Genomic DNA, 19,166 nt, shown 5'->3' with positions numbered 1-19,166 from the left:
GGCAAGTTTTGTTAATGAAAATCGATATATCGATGGTATCGATCAAACGGGAATGCTATTGGCGGATAATGGCCAGTCTGCACGCCGTAGTCGGCCCTATACGATGAATCAGTATTTTTCTGCCATGCGTATTGATGAGTTCAAATATGTATGGACGGCAGAAATCGAAAATGGTGTCGTACAGAGGGGAAACTGGGGCGGGTTCAGTGGTCCCATTTTTGTTGAGAGTGGCGGGGCAATGTTATTTAACCTTTATTCCAATCCTCAGGAAGATGTCATTATCGGTGTGCGTCATTTGCCAATGCTTGTGCCGGTGATGACAACAGCAGGGGACTACATGAAAGAACTCATCAAATACCCCCCACAATTCAAGATCGGTTTCATATCCAACAATCCGCCAATATATAACCTTTTACCTCAGGCGAAAGAGAAGTTGGAGCAGTTTGAGAAAGAGGGTACTGGTAAGTATCCCTGGCCTTAGAGTTGAACCGTGAAATGTAGCTTTAACTCTATGAGTGGATTTATGCTTGAGCCGTATAAATATGTAATATTTTGACGGCTATTAAATAGGGTGGCGGGAGTCATTCTCTTGAGATACAGGCCTCGATAGATCAAACAAAATGGCCGGTCTCGCTCGTGTTTCTGGAGGCCGGCCTGTGGATCACTGTAAGATTGTGCCTGTGTTACTGGTGCCGACTTGCGTAGCGGTTGCAGAGTTTCCAGATGTTGCCTGGGTGGTATCATGGGTGTTTGTTGTGCCCATTTGCATAATGTTGGTGGTATTCATCGTCATTGATTGGTTAATCGTAACCGTATTAGAATTTCCAATCTGTTCCACATCGGCAACCAGTAAATCTCCAAGCTGGAATAGCGTAGAGGAATTGCTTAAGCCATCCTGTTCGATCTCAGCATCGTTACTGTCACCAAATTGAATGGCAAAAACCATATTGGTTGTACCCAGTTGTTCGGCAAAAAGGTTATTACCGAGGCCGTCCTGCTGCCCAAGATCAGCATCGTTTGAATCGCCATCCTGTATTAGCTCAGCAGTACCACCGGTAGATGTAAATTGTGTTATGAGTGAGGTATTACCTGTCCCTAACTGGATTGTGCTCTGAATATTCCCCGATCCGTTGGCGACCTGAAAAAAGGTAGCCATATTTGATGTTCCATCCTGAAATACAGTTGCCGTGCTAGAGGATTCGTTTGCCTGAGTACCGTCGACTTCATTGGATGTTCCAAGCTGGGTAACAACAATCCCATTTCCTGAACTGCTTGATTGAATAGTTGAGCCGATATTGGAATCACCATTTTGGGTAATAGCGGCAGTATCCAGGGAGGAATTGGCTTGTAATGTGGTGAATTGATTGGAAGTGCCAATTTGTGTGGTTGTCGAAGTTACCGATGTGGTATTGGTTTGGGAGGCGTCAAACAAATTAGTTTGACCGTTTTGCAGTACAGTAATTGTTGATGTGGTCGCATTGTCTTGATCAATCGTCGAAACCGTATTGTTGTCGCCAATTTGGGTACTGTTGATAACACTATTTGTAGAGTTGGTTATCTGTGATGTGGTCGATGAATTGTTGTCGCCGGTTTGAGTGAATATCGCAAAGTTGCCCGACGTGGTGGGGTCAGCTTGGTTGGCTGTTGCTGTATTCCCGGAGCCATTTTGATTGACAATCGTGGTATTGGCGACAGCATGCGCGCTGATTGCTAAAGCAAGTGCCGAAGCAATATAGGTGTAAGTTTTCATATCTACTTCCTTACAAATCAACATATTAATCTTTATCAAGCGGATTACCGCCTGCTTGTCGATTTGGGACTCTGCGGAATATCTGGTTAGGCAAAGACGGCTCTCAAATCCCTGGGTAATTACTTGAATTATTCCCATCCAAAGTTACTGCTCACACCCAAGATACTATCGTTAAAATGATATTGGGTGATGATGTAGGATGACCTAACGATTTTCGGCCAGGTGAGCAGTATTTTCCGTGGGAATTAAATATCAATATGTTGAGAATAAATCCTCAGAAAGACGGTGCAGGTTTGTTTTGAATTTTTGTATGAGCAAGAAAGGCGCAGGCTAACTAAGTCAACTACTTTTCTTGCTCATTGGAAAATTGTAAGTGAAAAGTTTGAGGTATAACAGCTTGATTTTCAAGTGAAAGTCAAGCTGTAGAAATTCTCGGCTGGCCGGCTCCGATTGAAGTTATCCGGATACCGCCCTCTGGATTACTGCAGGATGGTACCTACGTTACTGGTTCCCACTTGAGTAGCAGTTGCAGAATTTCCGCTTGTTGCCTGAGTAGTATCATGGGTCTTAGTTGTACCCATTTGCATGGTGCTGGCGGTATTCATTGTAGAAATTTGGGTAATCGTAGCTCCATTAGAATCTCCAACCTGCTCCATAAAGGCTACAAGCAGGTCTCCATCTTGAGAGAGGTCTGCGGTGTTACTGAGGCCATCTTGTTCAAGTCCTGCCTCATTAGTTGATCCAGTCTGGTCCGTCATTACCATGTTAGTTGTGCCAAGCTGTATGACCTCAATGGAGGTGTCGGAGCCATACTCCTGGACAACATGGGCATCATTAGAGTCACCATCCTGTAGCAGATTAAAAGTGTTGTTAAATGCAGAGGATTGTTTAGTGAATGATGTATTACTAAGGCCTAGCTGTATGGTACTTTGATAATTCCCCGAACCATTTTCAAAAATAGAGTCTGCAATATTCGAGGTTCCATCTTGGAAAATTATGCCAACACTAGACGTCTCGTTACCTAGAATGCCTCCGACTACGTTTGAGATTCCCTGCTGATTTAAAATTTGGGAAGTATTAGATGTTTGGTCTTGTCCGAGCACGCCTATATTTGAATCTCCTGTCTGGGTAACAACCATATTATCTAAGTTGGATTCAAATTGTGTAATTACCATTTCATTAGATGTACCATTTTGTGTGCTTATTGATGTGCTTGTCATCGTATTGCTTTGCATGGCAAAAAAGAGATTGGTTTGGCCATTTTGCAGTACATTAATGGCTGAAGTGGTGGTGTCAAATTGACTAATTGATGAAACGGTGTTGTTATCACCTATTTGTGTGCTATTGATAATACTGTTTGTAGAGTTGATTGTCTGAGCGGTGGTGGATGAGTTGTTGTCGCCAGTTTGAGTAAATATTGCAAAGTTGCCAGATGTTGATGGATCATTCTGGTTAGATGTTGCTGTATTTCCATTACCGTTTTGAATGACAATGGTAGTATTGGCGGCTGCATGCCCACTGATGGCTATAGCAACTGCCGCAGCAATGGAGGCGTAAGTTTTCATATCTATTTCCTTACAAATCAACATATTAAATTCTATCAAGCGGATTACTGCCTGTTTGTCGATTTGGGACTCTGCTGAATAGCTGGTTAGGCAAAGACGGCCCTCAAATCCCTGGGTAATTACTTAAGGAACCTCTGAATAATTCCAAGCCAATATTGGTAATATTCACCTACCCATCAAGACTACGATGAATTATGCACCAAGTCACCTTTGCCGAAGCAGAATATAAGCTAAAGCGCCGTATAACTCGCCGAGAGAAGTTTCTTTCTCAAATGGAAGCCCTCATCCCATGACAGCGACTAGAAGCTCAGATCACTCCTTGCTATCCACAAGGCAAACGTGGCCGACAGCCATATCCATTGAGTGTCATGCTCCGTATTCATTGCATGCAGCTATTTTATAATCTCAGTGATCCCGCTATGGAGGATGCACTGTATGAAATTGAATTCATGCGTAGTTTTGCTGGATTGACTTTGAGCGGCCCAATTCCCGATGAAACAACGATTCTTAACTTTCGCCACTTACTGGAGCTCAATCAGCTAGGTGCAGCTCTTTTTGATGAAATCAACAAGCATCTTGCTGAGAATGGCATGGTACTGCGTGAAGGTACGATTGTAGATGCCACTATTATCTCTGCGCCAACTTCAACCAAGAATAAAAAGAAAAAACGTGATCCAGAAATGCATCAAACAAAGAAAGGCAATCAGTGGCATTTTGGAATGAAAATGCATATCGGGGTTGATGATGTGCTCGGAGTAATACATAGCATAGATACAACAGCAGCGAATTCGCATGATGTCACAACTACAGAGCGAGTTCTCCACGGGGAGGAGAAAAGAATCTGGGGAGACTCTGGGTACATTGGTGCGGAGAAACGTGAAGAGTTGAAAGAGCGGGAGGCGGATTGGTATATAGCAATGAAGCCGAGCAAGCTAAAAACTCTTCCAGGGCGTGATGCACTTCGTAAAGCGGAAAAGATCAAGGCGCAGATAAGAGCGAAGGTCGAGCACCCCTTCCGCTACATCAAACGGGTATTTGGTTATGACAAGGTCCGCTATCGGGGACTGGTAAAAAATACTGAGAGGCTGTGCTTACTGGCAGGCTTTACCAACTTAATAATAGGGAGAAAATACTTGGCTGCCTAGGGGTGGTTCGCCTGAAATCCACCTATTGAGGGTTTCAGATGAAAAATTAGTGGACTATTACGCGCAAATTACGCGTTTGTGCGTAATAAAGTGAATTTTTCAAGCAGCTCAGCTTAATTCTGGAAAAATGCTTCGTTGATCAGAGGGTCCTTAAATTATTTTCACCCAAAGCTACCACTGACATCCAAAGCACTATCGTTAAAATGATATTGGATGACGTTATAGGATGACCCTCCGATTTTTGATTATGGGCAGAGTATTTTCCTTGGGATTTAACTATCAATCTACTGAGAAGAAATCCCTAAAGAGGTAGTTGCAGGCCTGTATTGCAGTTTGTCTTGCATAAAAAAGAAGTGACTAATGACGTTAGTCATTTCTTTTATGCATTTAAAATAGGGGAGGGTAAAGCTTGGAAGCTTTAATTGTTGAAAGATTTACTATAGCAAAGTAAATATCACTATATCATTAGGTATGGCCGGCTCCAGATTGAGTTTCACAGGAGCCGGCCGATAAATTACTGCAAGATGGTACCTGTATTACTGGTACCTAGCTGGGTAGCAGTTGCTGAGTTTCCACTTGTTGCCTGGGTGGTGTCATGGGTGTTGGCGAAACCCATCTGCATAGTACTGGCATTATTGTTGGTTGATGTTTGGGTAATTGTTGCAGTATTCGAAGTCTGGATTTGTTCTATATAGGCTACGAGCAAGTCGCCATCCTGTGATAGATCTGCTGAGTTACTTAATCCATCCTGGAGAATTTCACCATCGTTACCCGCACCAGTTTGAAAGGTCATGACCGTATTGGTGGTGCCTAGTTGTTCAGCGTAGAGACTATTGCCCGCGCCTAAATCTTGTTCAATATCTGCATCGTTTGAATCACCTTCCTGTATTAATTCAGCAGAATCTCCGACACTGGTAAATTGAAGAACTAATGAGGTGTTACTCGTTCCCACCTGGGTTGTACTTTGAGTATTCCCTGTTCCGAGAGATTGTGTACTTCCCGACATATTTGATGTGCCATCTTGAAGTACCGTGATGGTGCCGGAAGTCTCAGTTGATTGAGCTGCTCCTGCGGTATTAGTTGTTCCAAGCTGGGTAATAAAAAGCCCATTCCCAGAGGAGGATGACTGAACCATGGAACCCATGTTGGAGTCACCATTCTGGGTGATTACGGTGTTATCCAAAGATGAGTTAGTTTGTACGGTGGTATATTGATTGGAGGTGCCAGTTTGTGTCGTTGTTGAAGTGCTTGAAGTAGTGCTAATTTGAAGCGCATTAAACAAATTGGTTTGGCCATTTTGCAGTACGGTAACAGTTGATGTAGTAGCGTCGCTTTGATCAATCGATGAAACAGTGTTGTTGTCGCCAAGTTGAGTGCTGTTAATAACACTATTCGTAGTGTTGACTACCTGAGATGTGGTCGATGAGTTGTTGTCACCGATTTGTGTGAATATCGCAAAGTTACCTGACGTGGATGGGTCAACCTGGTTGGACAGGGCTGAATTCCCGACGCCATTTTGATTGACAATGGTAGTATTGGCGGCAGCGTGCCCACTGATGGCTATAGCGACTGCCGCAGCAATGGAGGCGTAAGTTTTCATATCTATTTCCTTACAAATCAACATATTAAGTTCTATCAAGCGGATTACTGCCTGTTTGTCGATTTGGGACTCTGCTGAATAGCTGGTTAGGCAAAGACGGCTCTCAAATCCCTGGGTAATTACTTGAATTATTTTCACCCAAAGCTACCACTGACATCCAAAGCACTATCGTTAAAATGATATTGGATGACGTTATAGGATGACCCTCCGATTTTTGATTATGGGCCGGGTGTTTTCCCTGGGAATTAACTATCAATATTCTGAGAAGAAATTCCCAAAGGTGATCGGAGGCTCTTAATTCTTCGTCTGAGGGAGGGGGGAAGAGGCAGGTTCCTTTAAGCGCTCTTTACATCTTTGCCAGATTTTTCAACAAAATAATGGCATAAAAAGGCAATGGGAATTGAGTATAAAGCGATAATAAATGCGAGACCGAAGAAACCTGATTCTGTTGTTGCTATTCCTGCACAGCAAAGGAGAATGCTTGGAAGAGCACCACCCAACATCATAGAAACTCGGTTGTATCTCTGCATCTTTAACAGGAAGTGCTCAATAAGCTTCCCGTAGGTTAGGGTGGCGATTAAAGATATCAGGGTGGTCATCAGATAGAATGTCAGCATGGGGACTGTGCCACTAAGAATCTGAATTCCGGAAGTACCTGGCAAGGAAAAAACCGCAATAATAGTTGGCAATACGACACAGGTTAGCGCAGTAGCTTTAAGGGCAATAAGGAAGGATATAGTTTTGGGCGAAGGAGTGGTTTTACTTTCCAGGTTGGCCTTAGGCGCTTTGTAATAATTTGTAGACATGTACTTATTGATGAAGCTCGTTTAAATCTGTTTTTTCAAGTGGAATGTAGCTTAATTAATGGTAATCATTAGCTGTTGTCATGTATATGTGATAGTGGCTCGAATTATATTGATTTTTGATTACGAATTGAGGCTTTGCTGGGGTGGGTGTTGGAACAAATACACCATACTGGATATAAAGTACCTGTAGATTTAATCGATGGCATCCAATGAAAGCTCTTTAACTCCCACTCACTACTGGGGGCTCTTTGCCCTGCTACTGGCGGCATTTCTTCTTGCCAATGATTATACGGCATTTTCGCCGGCACTCCCGGCAATTCAAAAGACATTCAATGTCGATATCACCACCATTCATTGGGTCGTTAATGCCTATACCCTGGTGTATGGCGTTTTGATTGTGTCTACGGGCAGGATGGCTGATATCTATGGTCGCCGGCGAATGTTTATTACCGGCATCTATATCTTTACTGCATCTTCCCTTGTTGGTGGGTTTGCGGAAAATATAGGGACGTTATTATTCGCCCGTGCTGGGATGGGGTTGGGAGGCGCCTTGGCCTGGGCTGCGATCCTGGGCATGGTCTTTTCCCTCTTGCCCAGGGAAAAGGCCGGGCTGGCCGGAGGATTGATTCTCACTACAACGGGGTTGGCCAATGCCAGTGGCCCAGTGATTGGTGGCCTGTTGGCTGATTTTGTTAGCTGGCGCTGGATATTATTTATCAATATTCCCATTGCTCTGCTGGTTATTCTTCTGTGCTTGAGAAAATATCCTCCAGCTAATACGCAGAGAAGCACTAAGAAAATTGATTATTGGGGTGTTATTACCCTCTGTGGGTCTTTATTTAGTTTCCTCCTGGCTATGGATCTGGTGGTTCAGTATGGCTTGTCCCACATCTATGTGTGGGGTCTATTAGTACTTTCCATATTTCTCATGATAGTTTTTGCTGGTGTTGAAACTGTTGATCCGAATAACGCACTAATTCCCGGTGAGTTGATAAAGAATAGAGGCTTTATCGCCGCTGGACTCAGTATGTTCTTTGTTGCTATCGCATTCTTTGCAACCCTGGTTTATATCCCGCAGCTATTTATCAAGGTGAAGGGCTTTTCTGCCTTTGGGGCTGGGTTGGCTTTGTTACCATTAATGGTCAGCTCTGGTGTTGTCGCCTATATTTCTGGCACTTTATACGAGCGGTTGGGCGCCAAGATTTTGATTTGTTCTGGCGCTTTGGGTATGTGTATAGGGCTATTCCTACTGTCGGCTATAAAGCCCCAAGTATCTTATATTTTTTTCATTCCTGGGCTTTTGATAGTAGGCAGCAGTATTGGCATATATAGCCCTACGATTGTTACCGCGGCAATTAGCGTAGTTGAGCCGAGTGATTCCAGTTTGGCAGGGTCGATTATCTATATGTTTAAATTTGTGGGTGGTGCACTTGGGCTGGGGGTTAATGCGACTTTACTGGCGATGGCTCCAAATATCTCTGTTGGGATTGAGCGGGCCTTTGTGGTTGATGCTTATCTGGCACTACTTGGGTTCTTGATTTCCATGATTTTCTTTTCTGGTCATTCTACAAAAACGATCCATTAATGGCAGCTATTTTTACTGAGAATAAGCCGAGTTTTAGGTGTGGTTGATAAAAAGCCCTCGGTGAAAAGTAATCTATATCTTGGCCTAGGCGCGCTGTCCCTGGCCATCTTTCTTGTGGCCAATGATTTCACTGCATTTTCGCCGGCACTGCCTGTGGTTGAACAAGAGTTTCAGTCAGATCTTACTACGAGTCAATGGGTAATTAGTGCTTACGCATTGGTTTGCGGTGTGTTAATAGTTTCAGGAGGTCGTCTGGCTGATATGTATGGTAGGAGGCGAACATTTATTGTCGGGTTATTAATTTTCATGTTTTTCTCGTTTTTGGGCGGAATTGCTGGAAGTATGGGGATGCTGTTGGTTTCCCGTGCATTTATGGGGGCGGGGAGTGCGCTGATTTGGCCGTCTGTTTTGGGGATGATGTACAGTCTGATGACACCGAAGAATGCAGGGTTGGCCGGTGGACTGATTATTACGATATGCGGTATAGCAAATTCTGTAGGGCCATTAGTGGGAGGTTTCCTGGCCGACTATATCAGCTGGAGATGGATTCTATTTATTAATTTACCACTTTCTCTAGTGGTTCTTTATCTGTGCTTCAGAGTGATTCCACCAGATTCGTTAAATGTGCCTATAGAGAAGTTAGATTATCGAGGAGTTGCTCTACTGTCATCGGCACTATTCTCTCTTCTGCTTGCTTTCGACTTTGTAGTCGATGTGGGGTTTAAAAACTATCTGGTGTTTGGACTGTTTATGGCTTTCTTTCTCTTGTTTTGCCTCTTTATATTGGTTGAGGGGAGAGCAGCTGAGGGGGCATTAATCCCTCCAGATGTAGCAGGAAACAAGTCTTTTGTCACTGCAGCCTGTGTCGCTTTGTTAATTGCCCAGTTCTTCTATGCGGGGTTCTTTTTTATCCCGCAATATTTAAGTAAAGTCCATGGAGCTTCTGCAACAATAGCAGGTCTGGGATTGGTTCCACTTATGTTGGCATTTAGTGTATTTGGTTTTGTTGCTGGTAATGTCTATAAGGTGCTGGGAGCCAAGCTAATTGTCTCCATAGCAACACTATTAATGGCTTTAGGTTTATATATGCTGTCTCATATCTATCAGGACGGTCAATATATTCGCTTGGTTCCCGGGTTGTTAATTTTGGGGGCGGGTATTGGCTTATTCAATTCTACTATAATCACGTTTGCAATATCGGTTGTTGATCCGCGCCGAGCAAGTTTGGCCGGAGCAATAATCTTTATGATTCAAATAGCGGGTGGTGCAGTGGGGTTGGGCCTGAATACCACAATAGTCGCAATGGCTGGTGATATATCTTATGGGATTAGTCAGGCATTTACATTAAACGCATACTTGGCGATGTTATCTTTTATTATTTGCGTTTTATTTATAGGGTCTAAGGAAGAAAAAGCTTAACGTCATTTTGTATGTCAATTGGTTTATGTATATGTAAGTATAGGTTTACGCAATGGAAAGACAAGAGGGTCTCTTAGATAAGAATTTATACCTTGGAATGTTGGCTCTGTCTCTTGCTATTTTCCTTGTCGCCAATGATTTTACGGCCTTTTCTCCCGCGCTGCCGGCAATGGAGCACGAGTTCCACTCTGACCTTACAACAACCCAGTGGGTCATTAATGGTTACGCCTTAGTCTTTGGAGTACTGATTATTTCAGGTGGTCGCCTTGCCGATATGTATGGCAGGAGGAGGGTATTCTTTATTGGAACCCTGCTATTTATGGCGTTCTCACTTATCGGTGGGATTGCAGTTAATATGGGAATGTTATTGATATCCCGGGCACTGATGGGGATTGGAGGGGCTATGATGTGGCCGTCGATCCTGGGTATGACCTATGGCCTGATGACTGAAAAGCGTGCGGGTTTGGCTGGAGGGCTGGTGATTACTGTTTGCGGTATTGCCAATTCAGTTGGACCACTGTTGGGTGGTGCGCTGGCAGATTATGCCAGTTGGAGATGGATTTTCTTTATTAACCTGCCGGTATCAGCAGTTGCCTTATATGTTTGCTGGAGAGTGATTCCTGATGACTCTCCAGAAGCTTGTGATGAACGTATTGACTATGCCGGAATCACTTCGCTGTCGATGGCTCTATTTGCCTTGCTGCTGGCGTTTGATCTTGTGGTTGATGTCGGTTTCAAAAGCCCATTGGTCCTCGGCCTTATCGCTGCCTTTTTCTTACTTATATGCTTGTTTAGTGTCGTTGAGAAGCGAGTTGGGGCTCAGGCGTTGATTCCACCGGATGTGGCTGGGAATAAACGGTTTGTCTTCGCCTCTGCTGCTACGTTATTGATTTCAGCGCTTTTCTTTGCTGGATTGTTTTTTATTCCACAGTTCCTAACCAATGTTCGTGGTACCTCCGCAATGAGGGCGGGGATGGGGCTGATCCCTATGATGCTCTCCTTTAGCGTTTTCGGCTTTCCGGCAGGGAAGCTATATGATGTGATTGGAGCAAAGAAGATAGTATCGACAGCTACTTTATTGATGACGCTGGGAATGTATCTTCTATCTCATATCCACAAGGATACTCAATATATGTCTTTGGTTCCTGGGCTTGTGATATTGGGTGCTGGTATTGGTTTGTTCAATTCCACCATTACAACTGTAGCTATAACGGTTGTTGATAGCAGTAGGGCAAGTTTAGCGGGTGCAATCATTTTTATGTTTCAAATAGCGGGTGGTGCCGTAGGGTTGGGGTTGAATACAACGATAGTGGCGATGGCCACTGATATGCCATCGGGTATTGGATATGCATTTACTGCAAATGCCTATCTCGCCATGTTTTCTTTTATTATTTGCATTTTATTTGTCGGGGATAAAAAGCCTGAAGTTTGACTTTAATAATCTATCTATTATCTACCTTTCCGTTTCAGTTGTTAATTGATCGGCAGCCTTTAAAGGTAAATTTTGTGCTTCTTTGTCGAGGTTCCAAAATGGAAAAATTCCCGTTTCAATTGGGAAAACAGGTTTGCATTGACTGATTGGTACGGCATTAATTATTATTTTTAGATCTCCATAATATTGTCTGTAGGCATGGGCTATTGGGGTCAGCCTCTGCCGGTCGAAATACTTGGCGCCCTTGTTGTTTTCGAATGCTTGTAGAAAATTATCTATTCCCTGCTGGATGCCAGCCCCATTTCTTGTCGTGAAGTTCCAGAGATTCTCATTAATTGTTTCTGCAAGACTGGCAAGATAAATCCATGATTGAAGATTGAGGCATTCAAAATTAACACTATTTTTACTCTTGGTTTTCGATACTTGGTTATCCGAGTGATCAAACTGCTCTAATATTCGGAAGCGGGAGTCCCTGAGAGTTTTTCTGGCAGTTTGTATTTGATTGAGATAGAGCGCTAAAGCTACAACTTGTAAATCATACTGTGTGCCAAGATGCCCAAGTTTTGGGCGTGTTGATTGTCCGCGATGACTATCTATCAACCAGTTAAAGTATTGCTCCAGATGGTAGTCTAATCGCTCAACTCCTATCAGACGAATCTGCTGTTCTTGTTTCAGTTTTTTGAAATTGGAGAGGGTGTAGACCAGTAGGTTGGGATTTACAGATTGTAATTGTTTGCTGTATTTCGTTTCATGTTTGTTGGGGAATAGCTTGATGAGGCTATTGTCGATAAATTGAATGAATTCCTGCTTCGAGCAGTTGGATTGCGCAAGGGCGACAATGGTCAAATCCTGAAGCAGGCTGTTAATCGAACTGGATCGCGCCCTCTGTTTTGCTTTTACCGACCTTTGCGTGGCCTCTCTTAATAGCATTAGGTAGGGAAGGTCGCACCTGTTTGCTGCGGCCAACTTGCTGCCAGGGGCGCTTGTATCGGCGGAAAAGCAGGAATCATCGAGGTGATCCAGCATGGCAAGGATAGCTTCAGAGCGAGTTGTTCCTCGATCCCGGCTGGACTGCTGATCTGTCCGCTCCAGGTGCGGCTTTCCGGAAAATAGCCTGGCTACCCAGCCTCCTTGAGTATAGTGACCTGCGGCTTCCGAGTAATCCGGGCAGGGGAGATCCCATGGGAAAATCGCCCACTCATCCCATTTCCCCGATACGCCTAGCCGCCATAAAAGTTCTACCTTGGGGCGCCTGCCGTAGCAGTAGCGGCTATCAAAAATCTCTCTGCTATCAGATCGAAATACTATTTGTGGTTCTTCAGTGGGAGTTGGTTTGAAGTTTTCACATAGAATGGATTGGTTATCCAGCAGTCTTGTCATTGGAATAACATGGTAGGGGTAAGCGTTGTTGTGAAGTACCTGTTGCTTTATTGCTTGCCAGGCTTTTGGGGTTACGAAGCAATTGCCGTCCCAAGGTAAAATCCAGTCGGCTTTTGATTTGCCGTCCTGGAGGGCGAGATTTCTGGCCCCATTATTGTTCATTACATAATTATTTTTATAGCGGTAAAGGCTCAGCTCTGCCTGAGTCGCTAAGTCCTGACGTAATCGTAGCCCTTTTAATTTATAGGGGGCATAGATGATGGGGTGGTCGAGAATATTCCACTCTACTTTTCTGTAGTCGTCCCAACTAAAGGGGATTCTGATGAAAGTTTGTTGATGGTCGTCGAGCAGTTTAATGATGGCTGCTTCTTCATTAGGGTCGACTATTCGATTGAGGATAAATACTTTTTTGCAGTTGTCGAGTACCGACTCATGCTTCAAAATAAATTCCAGATTCTTGCGGGACTGTCCCACACTATGCCGGGGAGCTAAGTCGTTGCCGATGATTCTGTAGAGGATAAAGGTCTGGATATTATTTGATGTGTTTAGGTGGGTATTGATTGGTGTGGTTTTAGGGTAGGGTGGGCGGTTGTAAGGAAAGTAAAAGGTTGGGAAGAAACGATTTCTGTGAATGATGATACGGATTAGAGTTCTGGAGAATTTTAGTATTTTTCTTTTGAGTTTACGAATAAAAAATATCCAGCGATTTTGCCACTGTAACCAAAAGGCCTTTTTGTGGGCGACTATTATCCTTTGTTTGGGCTTGGTGGGCTTCTGCATATATAGATATGTCTTTTGGTTCAGTTCGAGGGCTCTTAATGGTTGTTGGCTGGTACGATAAATGCCTTTGATATCAATTTAGCCGTGTGATTATGGGCTTAATATAGCAGGTTTGATTTTTGATTGGGATTTCGGCGCTATAAAATACGCCAATTAACGGCTAAGCCGTAAATTAAGATATCTCCAATTGACTAAGGTGTGGACGTTAACGTATTGAACTCTAACCTGAGTCAGGGTTCCACTTAAACCTTCTCTTCTTTAGTGAAGTACAATTCTCTTTGCGGTGGATAGGATGGTTAGTTTATGTTTATTAATTGAGGCGAGAAGCTGATTGGGTTTACTGGGCTTAGGCCAAGGTGGGCGGGATTTGTATTTTTTTGACTAAGTCGATTTTACTCCCGCTCTTGCTCTTTTATTTTCTACTGACGATTTTCTTTTGCTGAAAATATTGACCCATGCTTTTCTGTAAATCGTTCGAATATTTCTATGTCGTATTTGCAGATATCTTCGATCTTTTTAATGGTTTTGAGGTCGGATTTTATTTCTTGGGCCAGTTTATTGTTGGGGTTCTTGTTGATTTCAGGGATGTTCAACTGTATATCAAAATCTTCTTCGATCTGCTGTGTTAGTAGGTCAAGGTGGCCAGTTGTGCCTACAATGGAAAACTGTTGGAGGTTATCCAGGGCCTCTGCAATATGTTCTGATGGATTTCGATTATTAAAGTTAGAAAAATATTGAAGATACTCTTTTCCAGCGTTAACCCCAGTTTTGGAGTCTAAGTATTCATTTAGAGAGAGTGTATTTTTATCCCACTGACTTTTCTTGTAAGTATTGTAGGTATAGAGAGATATCCATCTATCAACAGGATTCCTCAGTACCGTCAAAAAGTTCCACTCGCCGGAGAAACTTTTGACGACATTTGGGCGGCAATATGAATGACCTCGGCCGTAATAGTTCGATTTTATTGATAAGTTGTGGACCATTACGATTTCTCGTACCGACATCATTGGGATATCTAATATGTCTGCTGTACGTTTGTTTACTGCTCGTTTGATACCAAAAGTGTCTAGTTTGTTGGGCTCATAGTATTGAGAGCTAATGGCAGAGTTGAGGGAGGAACCGGCACATTTTGGTACGTGACAAAAGAAAATTTTAGGTGGGGAGGTTAATTTTATCGGGAGTCTAGCAAGTGATGGGCGAACCAACTTTTTTAACATTCTTTTCATTTGATGAAGTACTGCTAAGTTTTTGAAAGGCTTGGTCTGAAGTAATGGAAGGGTAAGTTTAATATATTGTACGGAAATTAAAAAACCCGCCTTTAGGCGGGTTTTTTAAAGGCTCGTCCGTACTTAAACAGTAACTTCCTGGATCTCAGTCGCTGCGATGCGCTTGCCTTCTTCGGCAGACTTCTGGAAGTCTTCAATCTGATCGAAGTTCAGGTAGCGGTAGATCTCGCTGGACATGGAGTCCAGGTTCTGTGCGTATTCCTGGTACTCAGCCGGAGTCGGCAGTTTACCCAGGATGGCGCCTACAGAAGCCAGCTCAGCGGAGGTCAGGTACACGTTGGCACCATCGCCCAGACGGTTGGGGAAGTTACGGGTAGAGGTGGACAGTACGGTGGCGTTCGGTGCCACACGTGCCTGGTTACCCATACACAGGGAACATCCGGGCATCTCGGTGCGGGCACCGGCAGAGCCGTAGATGTTGTAGTAACCCTCTTCCATCAACTGGTGCTCGTCCATCTTGGTGGGCGGGGAAATCCACATGCGAGTGGAGATGCCACCTTTGTGTTCTTGCAGCAGTTTACCGGCAGCGCGGAAGTGACCGATGTTGGTCATACAGGAGCCGATAAACACTTCGTCTACCTTGTCGCCAGCAACGTCGGACAGCAGGCGAGCGTCGTCTGGATCGTTAGGAGCACATACGATCGGTTCTTTGATCTCGGCCAGGTCGATCTCGATGACTTCCAGGTATTCGGCGTCGGCGTCCGCTTCCATCAGTTTCGGGTTGGCCAGCCACTCTTCCATGGCGCGCGCGCGGCGCTCCAGGGTACGCTTGGAGCCGTAACCTTCAGCGATCATCCAGCGCAACAGGGTTACGTTGGAGCGCAGGTACTCAGACATGGTGTCTTCGGACAGCTTGATGGTACAGCCAGCAGCGGAGCGCTCGGCGGAGGCGTCGGACAGCTCGAATGCCTGCTCTACAGTCAGGTCTTCCAGACCTTCGATCTCGAGGATGCGGCCGGAGAAGATGTTCTTCTTGCCTTTCTTCTCAACGGTCAGCAGGCCCTGCTTGATGGCGTAGAGAGGAATGGAGTGCACCAGGTCGCGCAGGGTGATGCCGGGCTGCATTTTGCCCTTGAAGCGCACCAGTACGGACTCAGGCATATCCAGCGGCATAACACCAGTAGCGGCGGCGAAAGCTACCAGACCGGAACCTGCCGGGAAGGAGATACCCATGGGGAAGCGGGTGTGGGAGTCACCACCGGTACCTACGGTGTCCGGCAGCAGCATGCGGTTCAGCCAGCTGTGGATGATGCCGTCTGCCGGGCGCAGGGAAACACCGCCACGGTTCATGATGAAGTCCGGCAGGGTGTGCTGGGTGCTGATATCAACGGGCTTCGGATAGGCCGCAGTGTGACAGAAAGACTGCATTACCAGGTCGGCGGAGAAGCCGAGGCAGGCCAGGTCTTTCAGTTCGTCACGGGTCATGGGGCCAGTGGTGTCCTGGGAGCCCACAGTGGTCATTTTCGGCTCGCAGTAGGTGCCCGGACGGATACCTTCAACGCCACAGGCTTTACCAACCATCTTCTGCGCCAGAGTGTAACCCTTGCCAGTGTCGGCAGGTTGCTCAGGCTTGCGGAACAGCTCGGAAGGCGCCAGGCCCAGGGCTTCACGTGCTTTGCCGGTCAGGCCGCGACCGATGATCAGATTGATACGACCGCCAGCCTGAACTTCGTCCAGCAGTACGTCGGACTTCAGTTGGAATTCAGACAGGACTTTGCCGTCTTCGGCCAGGATCTTGCCGTCGTAAGGGCGGATCTCGATAACGTCGCCCATGCCCAGTTCGTCAACGGGGGCTTCGAATACCAGTGCGCCGGCATCTTCCATGGTGTTGTAGAAGATCGGGGCAACTTTACCGCCGATACAAATACCGCCACCTTTCTTATTGGGCACGCCGGGCATTTCTTCACCGAAGTACCACAGCACGGAGTTGGTGGCGGACTTACGGGAAGAACCAGTACCTACTACGTCACCAACGAAAGCAACGGGCAGGCCCTTGGCTTTAACTTCTTCGATCTGCTTTAGGGGACCGGTAACGCCTGCTTCTTCTGGCTCCAGACCGTCGCGCTTCATTTTGTACATGGCCAGCGCGTGCAGGGGAATGTCCGGACGGGACCAGGCATCCGGTGCCGGAGACAGGTCGTCGGTGTTGGTTTCGCCAGTTACCTTGAATACGGCAACTTTGATGCTCTCGGGTACTTTGTTGCGCTTGGTGAACCACTCGGCGTCTGCCCAGGATTGCATTACCGCTTTGGCGAATTCGTTGCCGGCTTTGGCTTTCTCTTCCACATCGTGGAAGGCGTCAAACATCAGCAGGGTGCCTTTCAGCTGCTCGGCAGCCAGTTCGGCCAGATCTTTGTCGTCCAGCAGCTCGACCAGGGTGGAGATGTTGTAACCGCCCAGCATTTGGCCCAGCAGTTCTACAGCGTGTTTGCGATCGATCAGCGGGGATTCTGCTTCACCTTTGATAATGGCGGACAGGAAACCTGCTTTAACATAAGCGGCTTCGTCAACGCCCGGCGGAACGCGTTGGGTGAGCAGGTCAACCAGTTCCTGTTCTTCGCCTTTTGGCGGATTTTTCAGCAATTCAACCAGGCCGGCGACTTGCTCGGCGTCCAATGGCTTTGGCGGAATGCCTTGTTCGGCGCGCTCGGCGACGTGTTTGCGATAGGCTTCAAGCACTGATAAGTCCCTCTTGGTGTGTGGGGTGGCACCTACAGCGGGCGGAATTCCCGGTCTATTAACTGTCAGCCGGGATTTTTTTTTCGAGGCCGCTGATGGCGGGGGGCGAATACTACAGGAAAGCCCTACAGCTGTTAAGTTTATCGAAAAATCAATAATTTAAGTGAATTATGACTATTTGCTAGGTGAATTTTAGTGGTTTGGCAGCTGGTACTTCCCCCCTTTTCTTGGCGGCGGAAACAAAATAGGCTACGCGCAATTTGAAGGCCGCGCGGGCGGCATAAATAGGTTGGTCGGATAGTTAATGTATAAGAAGGTTCGCACGCCCTGTATCGGTGTTTGCTCCACGGGAATTGGCGATGATGTTTGCCGTGGCTGCAAGCGCTTTGCACACGAGGTTATTGATTGGAATGCCTATAGTGAAGAACAGCGCCGAGTAATTGCCGAGCGCCGAGAAGGGTATTTGGTGAACGCAGTACGCAGCCAGTTGGAGATCGTGGATCGCGAGCTGCTATTGGAGCAGCTTCATCACCAGCGGGTCCGTTTTGATGAGAGTCAAAATCCATACTGCTGGGTGTTCGAACTATTGAGGGCAGGGGCCAGCCAGATATCGGACCTCAAGGCTTTTGGGTTGCAACTCACCGCACAGGCTCGCGGCGTCCCACTGGTGGAAATTCGCCGCCTTATCGATGAGGATTTTTACGCACTGTCTGTCGCCTATTACCAGCGCTATGTGGCGCCTGGTATTACCTAAGAAGGTTCAAAAATTTGATGGCAGCCCCATTTGGGGCTTGGGTTTAGCGCTGCTGGCGCAAAAATACTCTGAGCGCCGGTAGAAAGGGTTCACTGGCGATTGCCAGATCCCGCCGCTGGCGCCGTCGACTCAAGCTCGGTTGGTGGTCAACTCGGGTGAATTCAGGCAGCTGCCCGGCTTCGTTGGCCTCTACCAGAATCGGCATGGAGGAATAGCCGACCTGATGATATTCCTCTTCCTCACCTGGCTCGTGCCCATAGAAGATTTCCGCTACTTGGAGATTGGGGCGACTTTGCACTTGCACCTGGCGTAAATCCTCCTGCTGGCTTTTGTGTAGCCCGGCGAGTAGCTGGCGCTGATATTGGATACCGGGATCGGACCCTTGAGGGTCCAGCTGCACCAACTTCTTTTCACACCATTTCACCGTGACCTTGCGGATGGATTTACGCGCCTTGATCCATGAAAGAGTGATGGCATCGGGCCGCTTCGGGCACATCAGCACCAGGCGGTAGCACTGGCGTAGATGCGCGCGGGGGTATCCAGCATCCGCAAGGGTTTCCCGCACAGTGCGATCCTGTTCGGCCACTGGCCGCTCCGCTAGGGCGCTGCGAAGTTCGGCGATAGCCTTGGCGAAGATCTCTTTATGGGTGTTCAGTTGTTGAGCAAACTCAAGGGTTTTGGTTGGCACCGCCAACAAACCCGGTACCTGTAAAGTAGCGCGGGCATCTCCTCCGGCGCTAATGGGCTCCAGATAGTCGAGTTGCGAGTAGAGAGCGCCTGACAGTGAATAGGGGCGTTCAAAGCTCTGATTGAGACTGAGTGCGGCATCCTGTGCGAAAGGGGGCTGAAGTAGATAGTGCTGCCAGGGTTTCTCGGCATTTTGCAGCAACTCCAGGGATTCTCTCAGGGCTTGGGCGGCGCCATGGATATTTTCTAATAGCGGCGGGATAGCTTTTGCCTGGGTTCTGTAGTCATTCATCAGATA

The 19,166-nt window shown here is 46.3% G+C and carries 13 protein-coding genes and 1 pseudogene; 6 read left to right on the top strand and 8 right to left on the bottom strand.

Annotated elements, in window-relative coordinates:
* Positions 1-52: 52 nt before the first annotated feature.
* Positions 53-481, top strand: a complete 429-nt coding sequence (locus tag ACJJIN_RS23415) for a hypothetical protein (protein ID WP_507019904.1) — start codon at positions 53-55, stop codon at positions 479-481.
* A 180-nt stretch (positions 482-661) separates the two neighbouring features.
* Here ACJJIN_RS23415 and ACJJIN_RS09185 read toward each other — a convergent pair whose 3' ends face one another.
* Both ACJJIN_RS09185 and ACJJIN_RS09180 read right to left on the bottom strand, forming a co-directional pair.
* Positions 662-1,888, bottom strand: a complete 1,227-nt coding sequence (locus ACJJIN_RS09185) for a hypothetical protein (RefSeq protein ID WP_444897803.1) — start codon at positions 1,886-1,888, stop codon at positions 662-664.
* A gap of 341 nt (positions 1,889-2,229) precedes the next feature.
* Positions 2,230-3,315, bottom strand: coding sequence for a hypothetical protein (locus ACJJIN_RS09180; protein ID WP_444897802.1), 1,086 nt, complete (start codon positions 3,313-3,315; stop codon positions 2,230-2,232).
* 194 nt (positions 3,316-3,509) lie between these two features.
* Between ACJJIN_RS09180 and ACJJIN_RS09175 the strand changes: the two are divergent.
* Positions 3,510-4,460 (top strand): annotated as a pseudogene (locus ACJJIN_RS09175) (IS5 family transposase).
* A 514-nt stretch (positions 4,461-4,974) separates the two neighbouring features.
* Here the strand turns inward: ACJJIN_RS09175 and ACJJIN_RS09170 are convergent.
* Both ACJJIN_RS09170 and ACJJIN_RS09165 read right to left on the bottom strand, forming a co-directional pair.
* Positions 4,975-6,198: a hypothetical protein gene (locus ACJJIN_RS09170; protein WP_444897801.1), complete on the bottom strand. Its 1,224-nt coding sequence runs from the start codon at positions 6,196-6,198 to the stop codon at positions 4,975-4,977.
* Positions 6,199-6,395: 197 nt separating this feature from the next.
* Complete coding sequence (locus ACJJIN_RS09165; protein WP_444897800.1) at positions 6,396-6,866, bottom strand: hypothetical protein; 471 nt, start codon at positions 6,864-6,866, stop codon at positions 6,396-6,398.
* 199 nt (positions 6,867-7,065) lie between these two features.
* Here ACJJIN_RS09165 and ACJJIN_RS09160 point away from each other — a divergent pair, with 199 nt between their 5' ends.
* Genes ACJJIN_RS09160 through ACJJIN_RS09150 form a run of 3 tightly spaced genes read left to right on the top strand, consistent with a single transcriptional unit; the run spans position 7,066 to position 11,302 of the window.
* A complete protein-coding gene (locus ACJJIN_RS09160; RefSeq protein WP_444897799.1) occupies positions 7,066-8,451 on the top strand; it encodes an MFS transporter in 1,386 nt (461 codons plus the stop codon).
* Between the two features lie 39 nt (positions 8,452-8,490).
* Complete coding sequence (locus ACJJIN_RS09155) at positions 8,491-9,870, top strand: MFS transporter (protein ID WP_444897798.1); 1,380 nt, start codon at positions 8,491-8,493, stop codon at positions 9,868-9,870.
* A 52-nt stretch (positions 9,871-9,922) separates the two neighbouring features.
* The gene (locus ACJJIN_RS09150; RefSeq protein ID WP_444897797.1) at positions 9,923-11,302 is read left to right on the top strand and encodes an MFS transporter; all 1,380 of its coding nucleotides are present in this window, start codon (positions 9,923-9,925) and stop codon (positions 11,300-11,302) included.
* 21 nt (positions 11,303-11,323) lie between these two features.
* Here the strand turns inward: ACJJIN_RS09150 and ACJJIN_RS09145 are convergent, their stop codons facing one another.
* From ACJJIN_RS09145 to acnB, 3 genes are all read right to left on the bottom strand, one after another.
* The gene (locus tag ACJJIN_RS09145; protein ID WP_444897796.1) at positions 11,324-13,462 is read right to left on the bottom strand and encodes an alginate lyase family protein; all 2,139 of its coding nucleotides are present in this window, start codon (positions 13,460-13,462) and stop codon (positions 11,324-11,326) included.
* Positions 13,463-13,881: 419 nt separating this feature from the next.
* Positions 13,882-14,688, bottom strand: coding sequence for a sulfotransferase family 2 domain-containing protein (locus ACJJIN_RS09140; protein WP_444897795.1), 807 nt, complete (start codon positions 14,686-14,688; stop codon positions 13,882-13,884).
* A gap of 123 nt (positions 14,689-14,811) precedes the next feature.
* Complete coding sequence (acnB, locus tag ACJJIN_RS09135; protein ID WP_413662548.1) at positions 14,812-17,427, bottom strand: bifunctional aconitate hydratase 2/2-methylisocitrate dehydratase; 2,616 nt, start codon at positions 17,425-17,427, stop codon at positions 14,812-14,814.
* A 304-nt stretch (positions 17,428-17,731) separates the two neighbouring features.
* Here acnB and ACJJIN_RS09130 point away from each other — a divergent pair, with 304 nt between their 5' ends.
* On the top strand, positions 17,732-18,181 hold the full coding sequence (locus ACJJIN_RS09130) for a DUF1289 domain-containing protein (RefSeq protein WP_413662547.1): 450 nt from the start codon (positions 17,732-17,734) through the stop codon (positions 18,179-18,181).
* A gap of 43 nt (positions 18,182-18,224) precedes the next feature.
* Here ACJJIN_RS09130 and ACJJIN_RS09125 read toward each other — a convergent pair whose 3' ends face one another.
* Positions 18,225-19,160: a hypothetical protein gene (locus ACJJIN_RS09125; RefSeq protein WP_444897794.1), complete on the bottom strand. Its 936-nt coding sequence runs from the start codon at positions 19,158-19,160 to the stop codon at positions 18,225-18,227.
* Positions 19,161-19,166 lie beyond the last annotated feature (6 nt).

It is taken from the genome of Microbulbifer maximicatervae (SeqCode), assembly GCF_052467505.1.
This window is presented reverse-complemented; position numbering and strand designations above follow the sequence as displayed.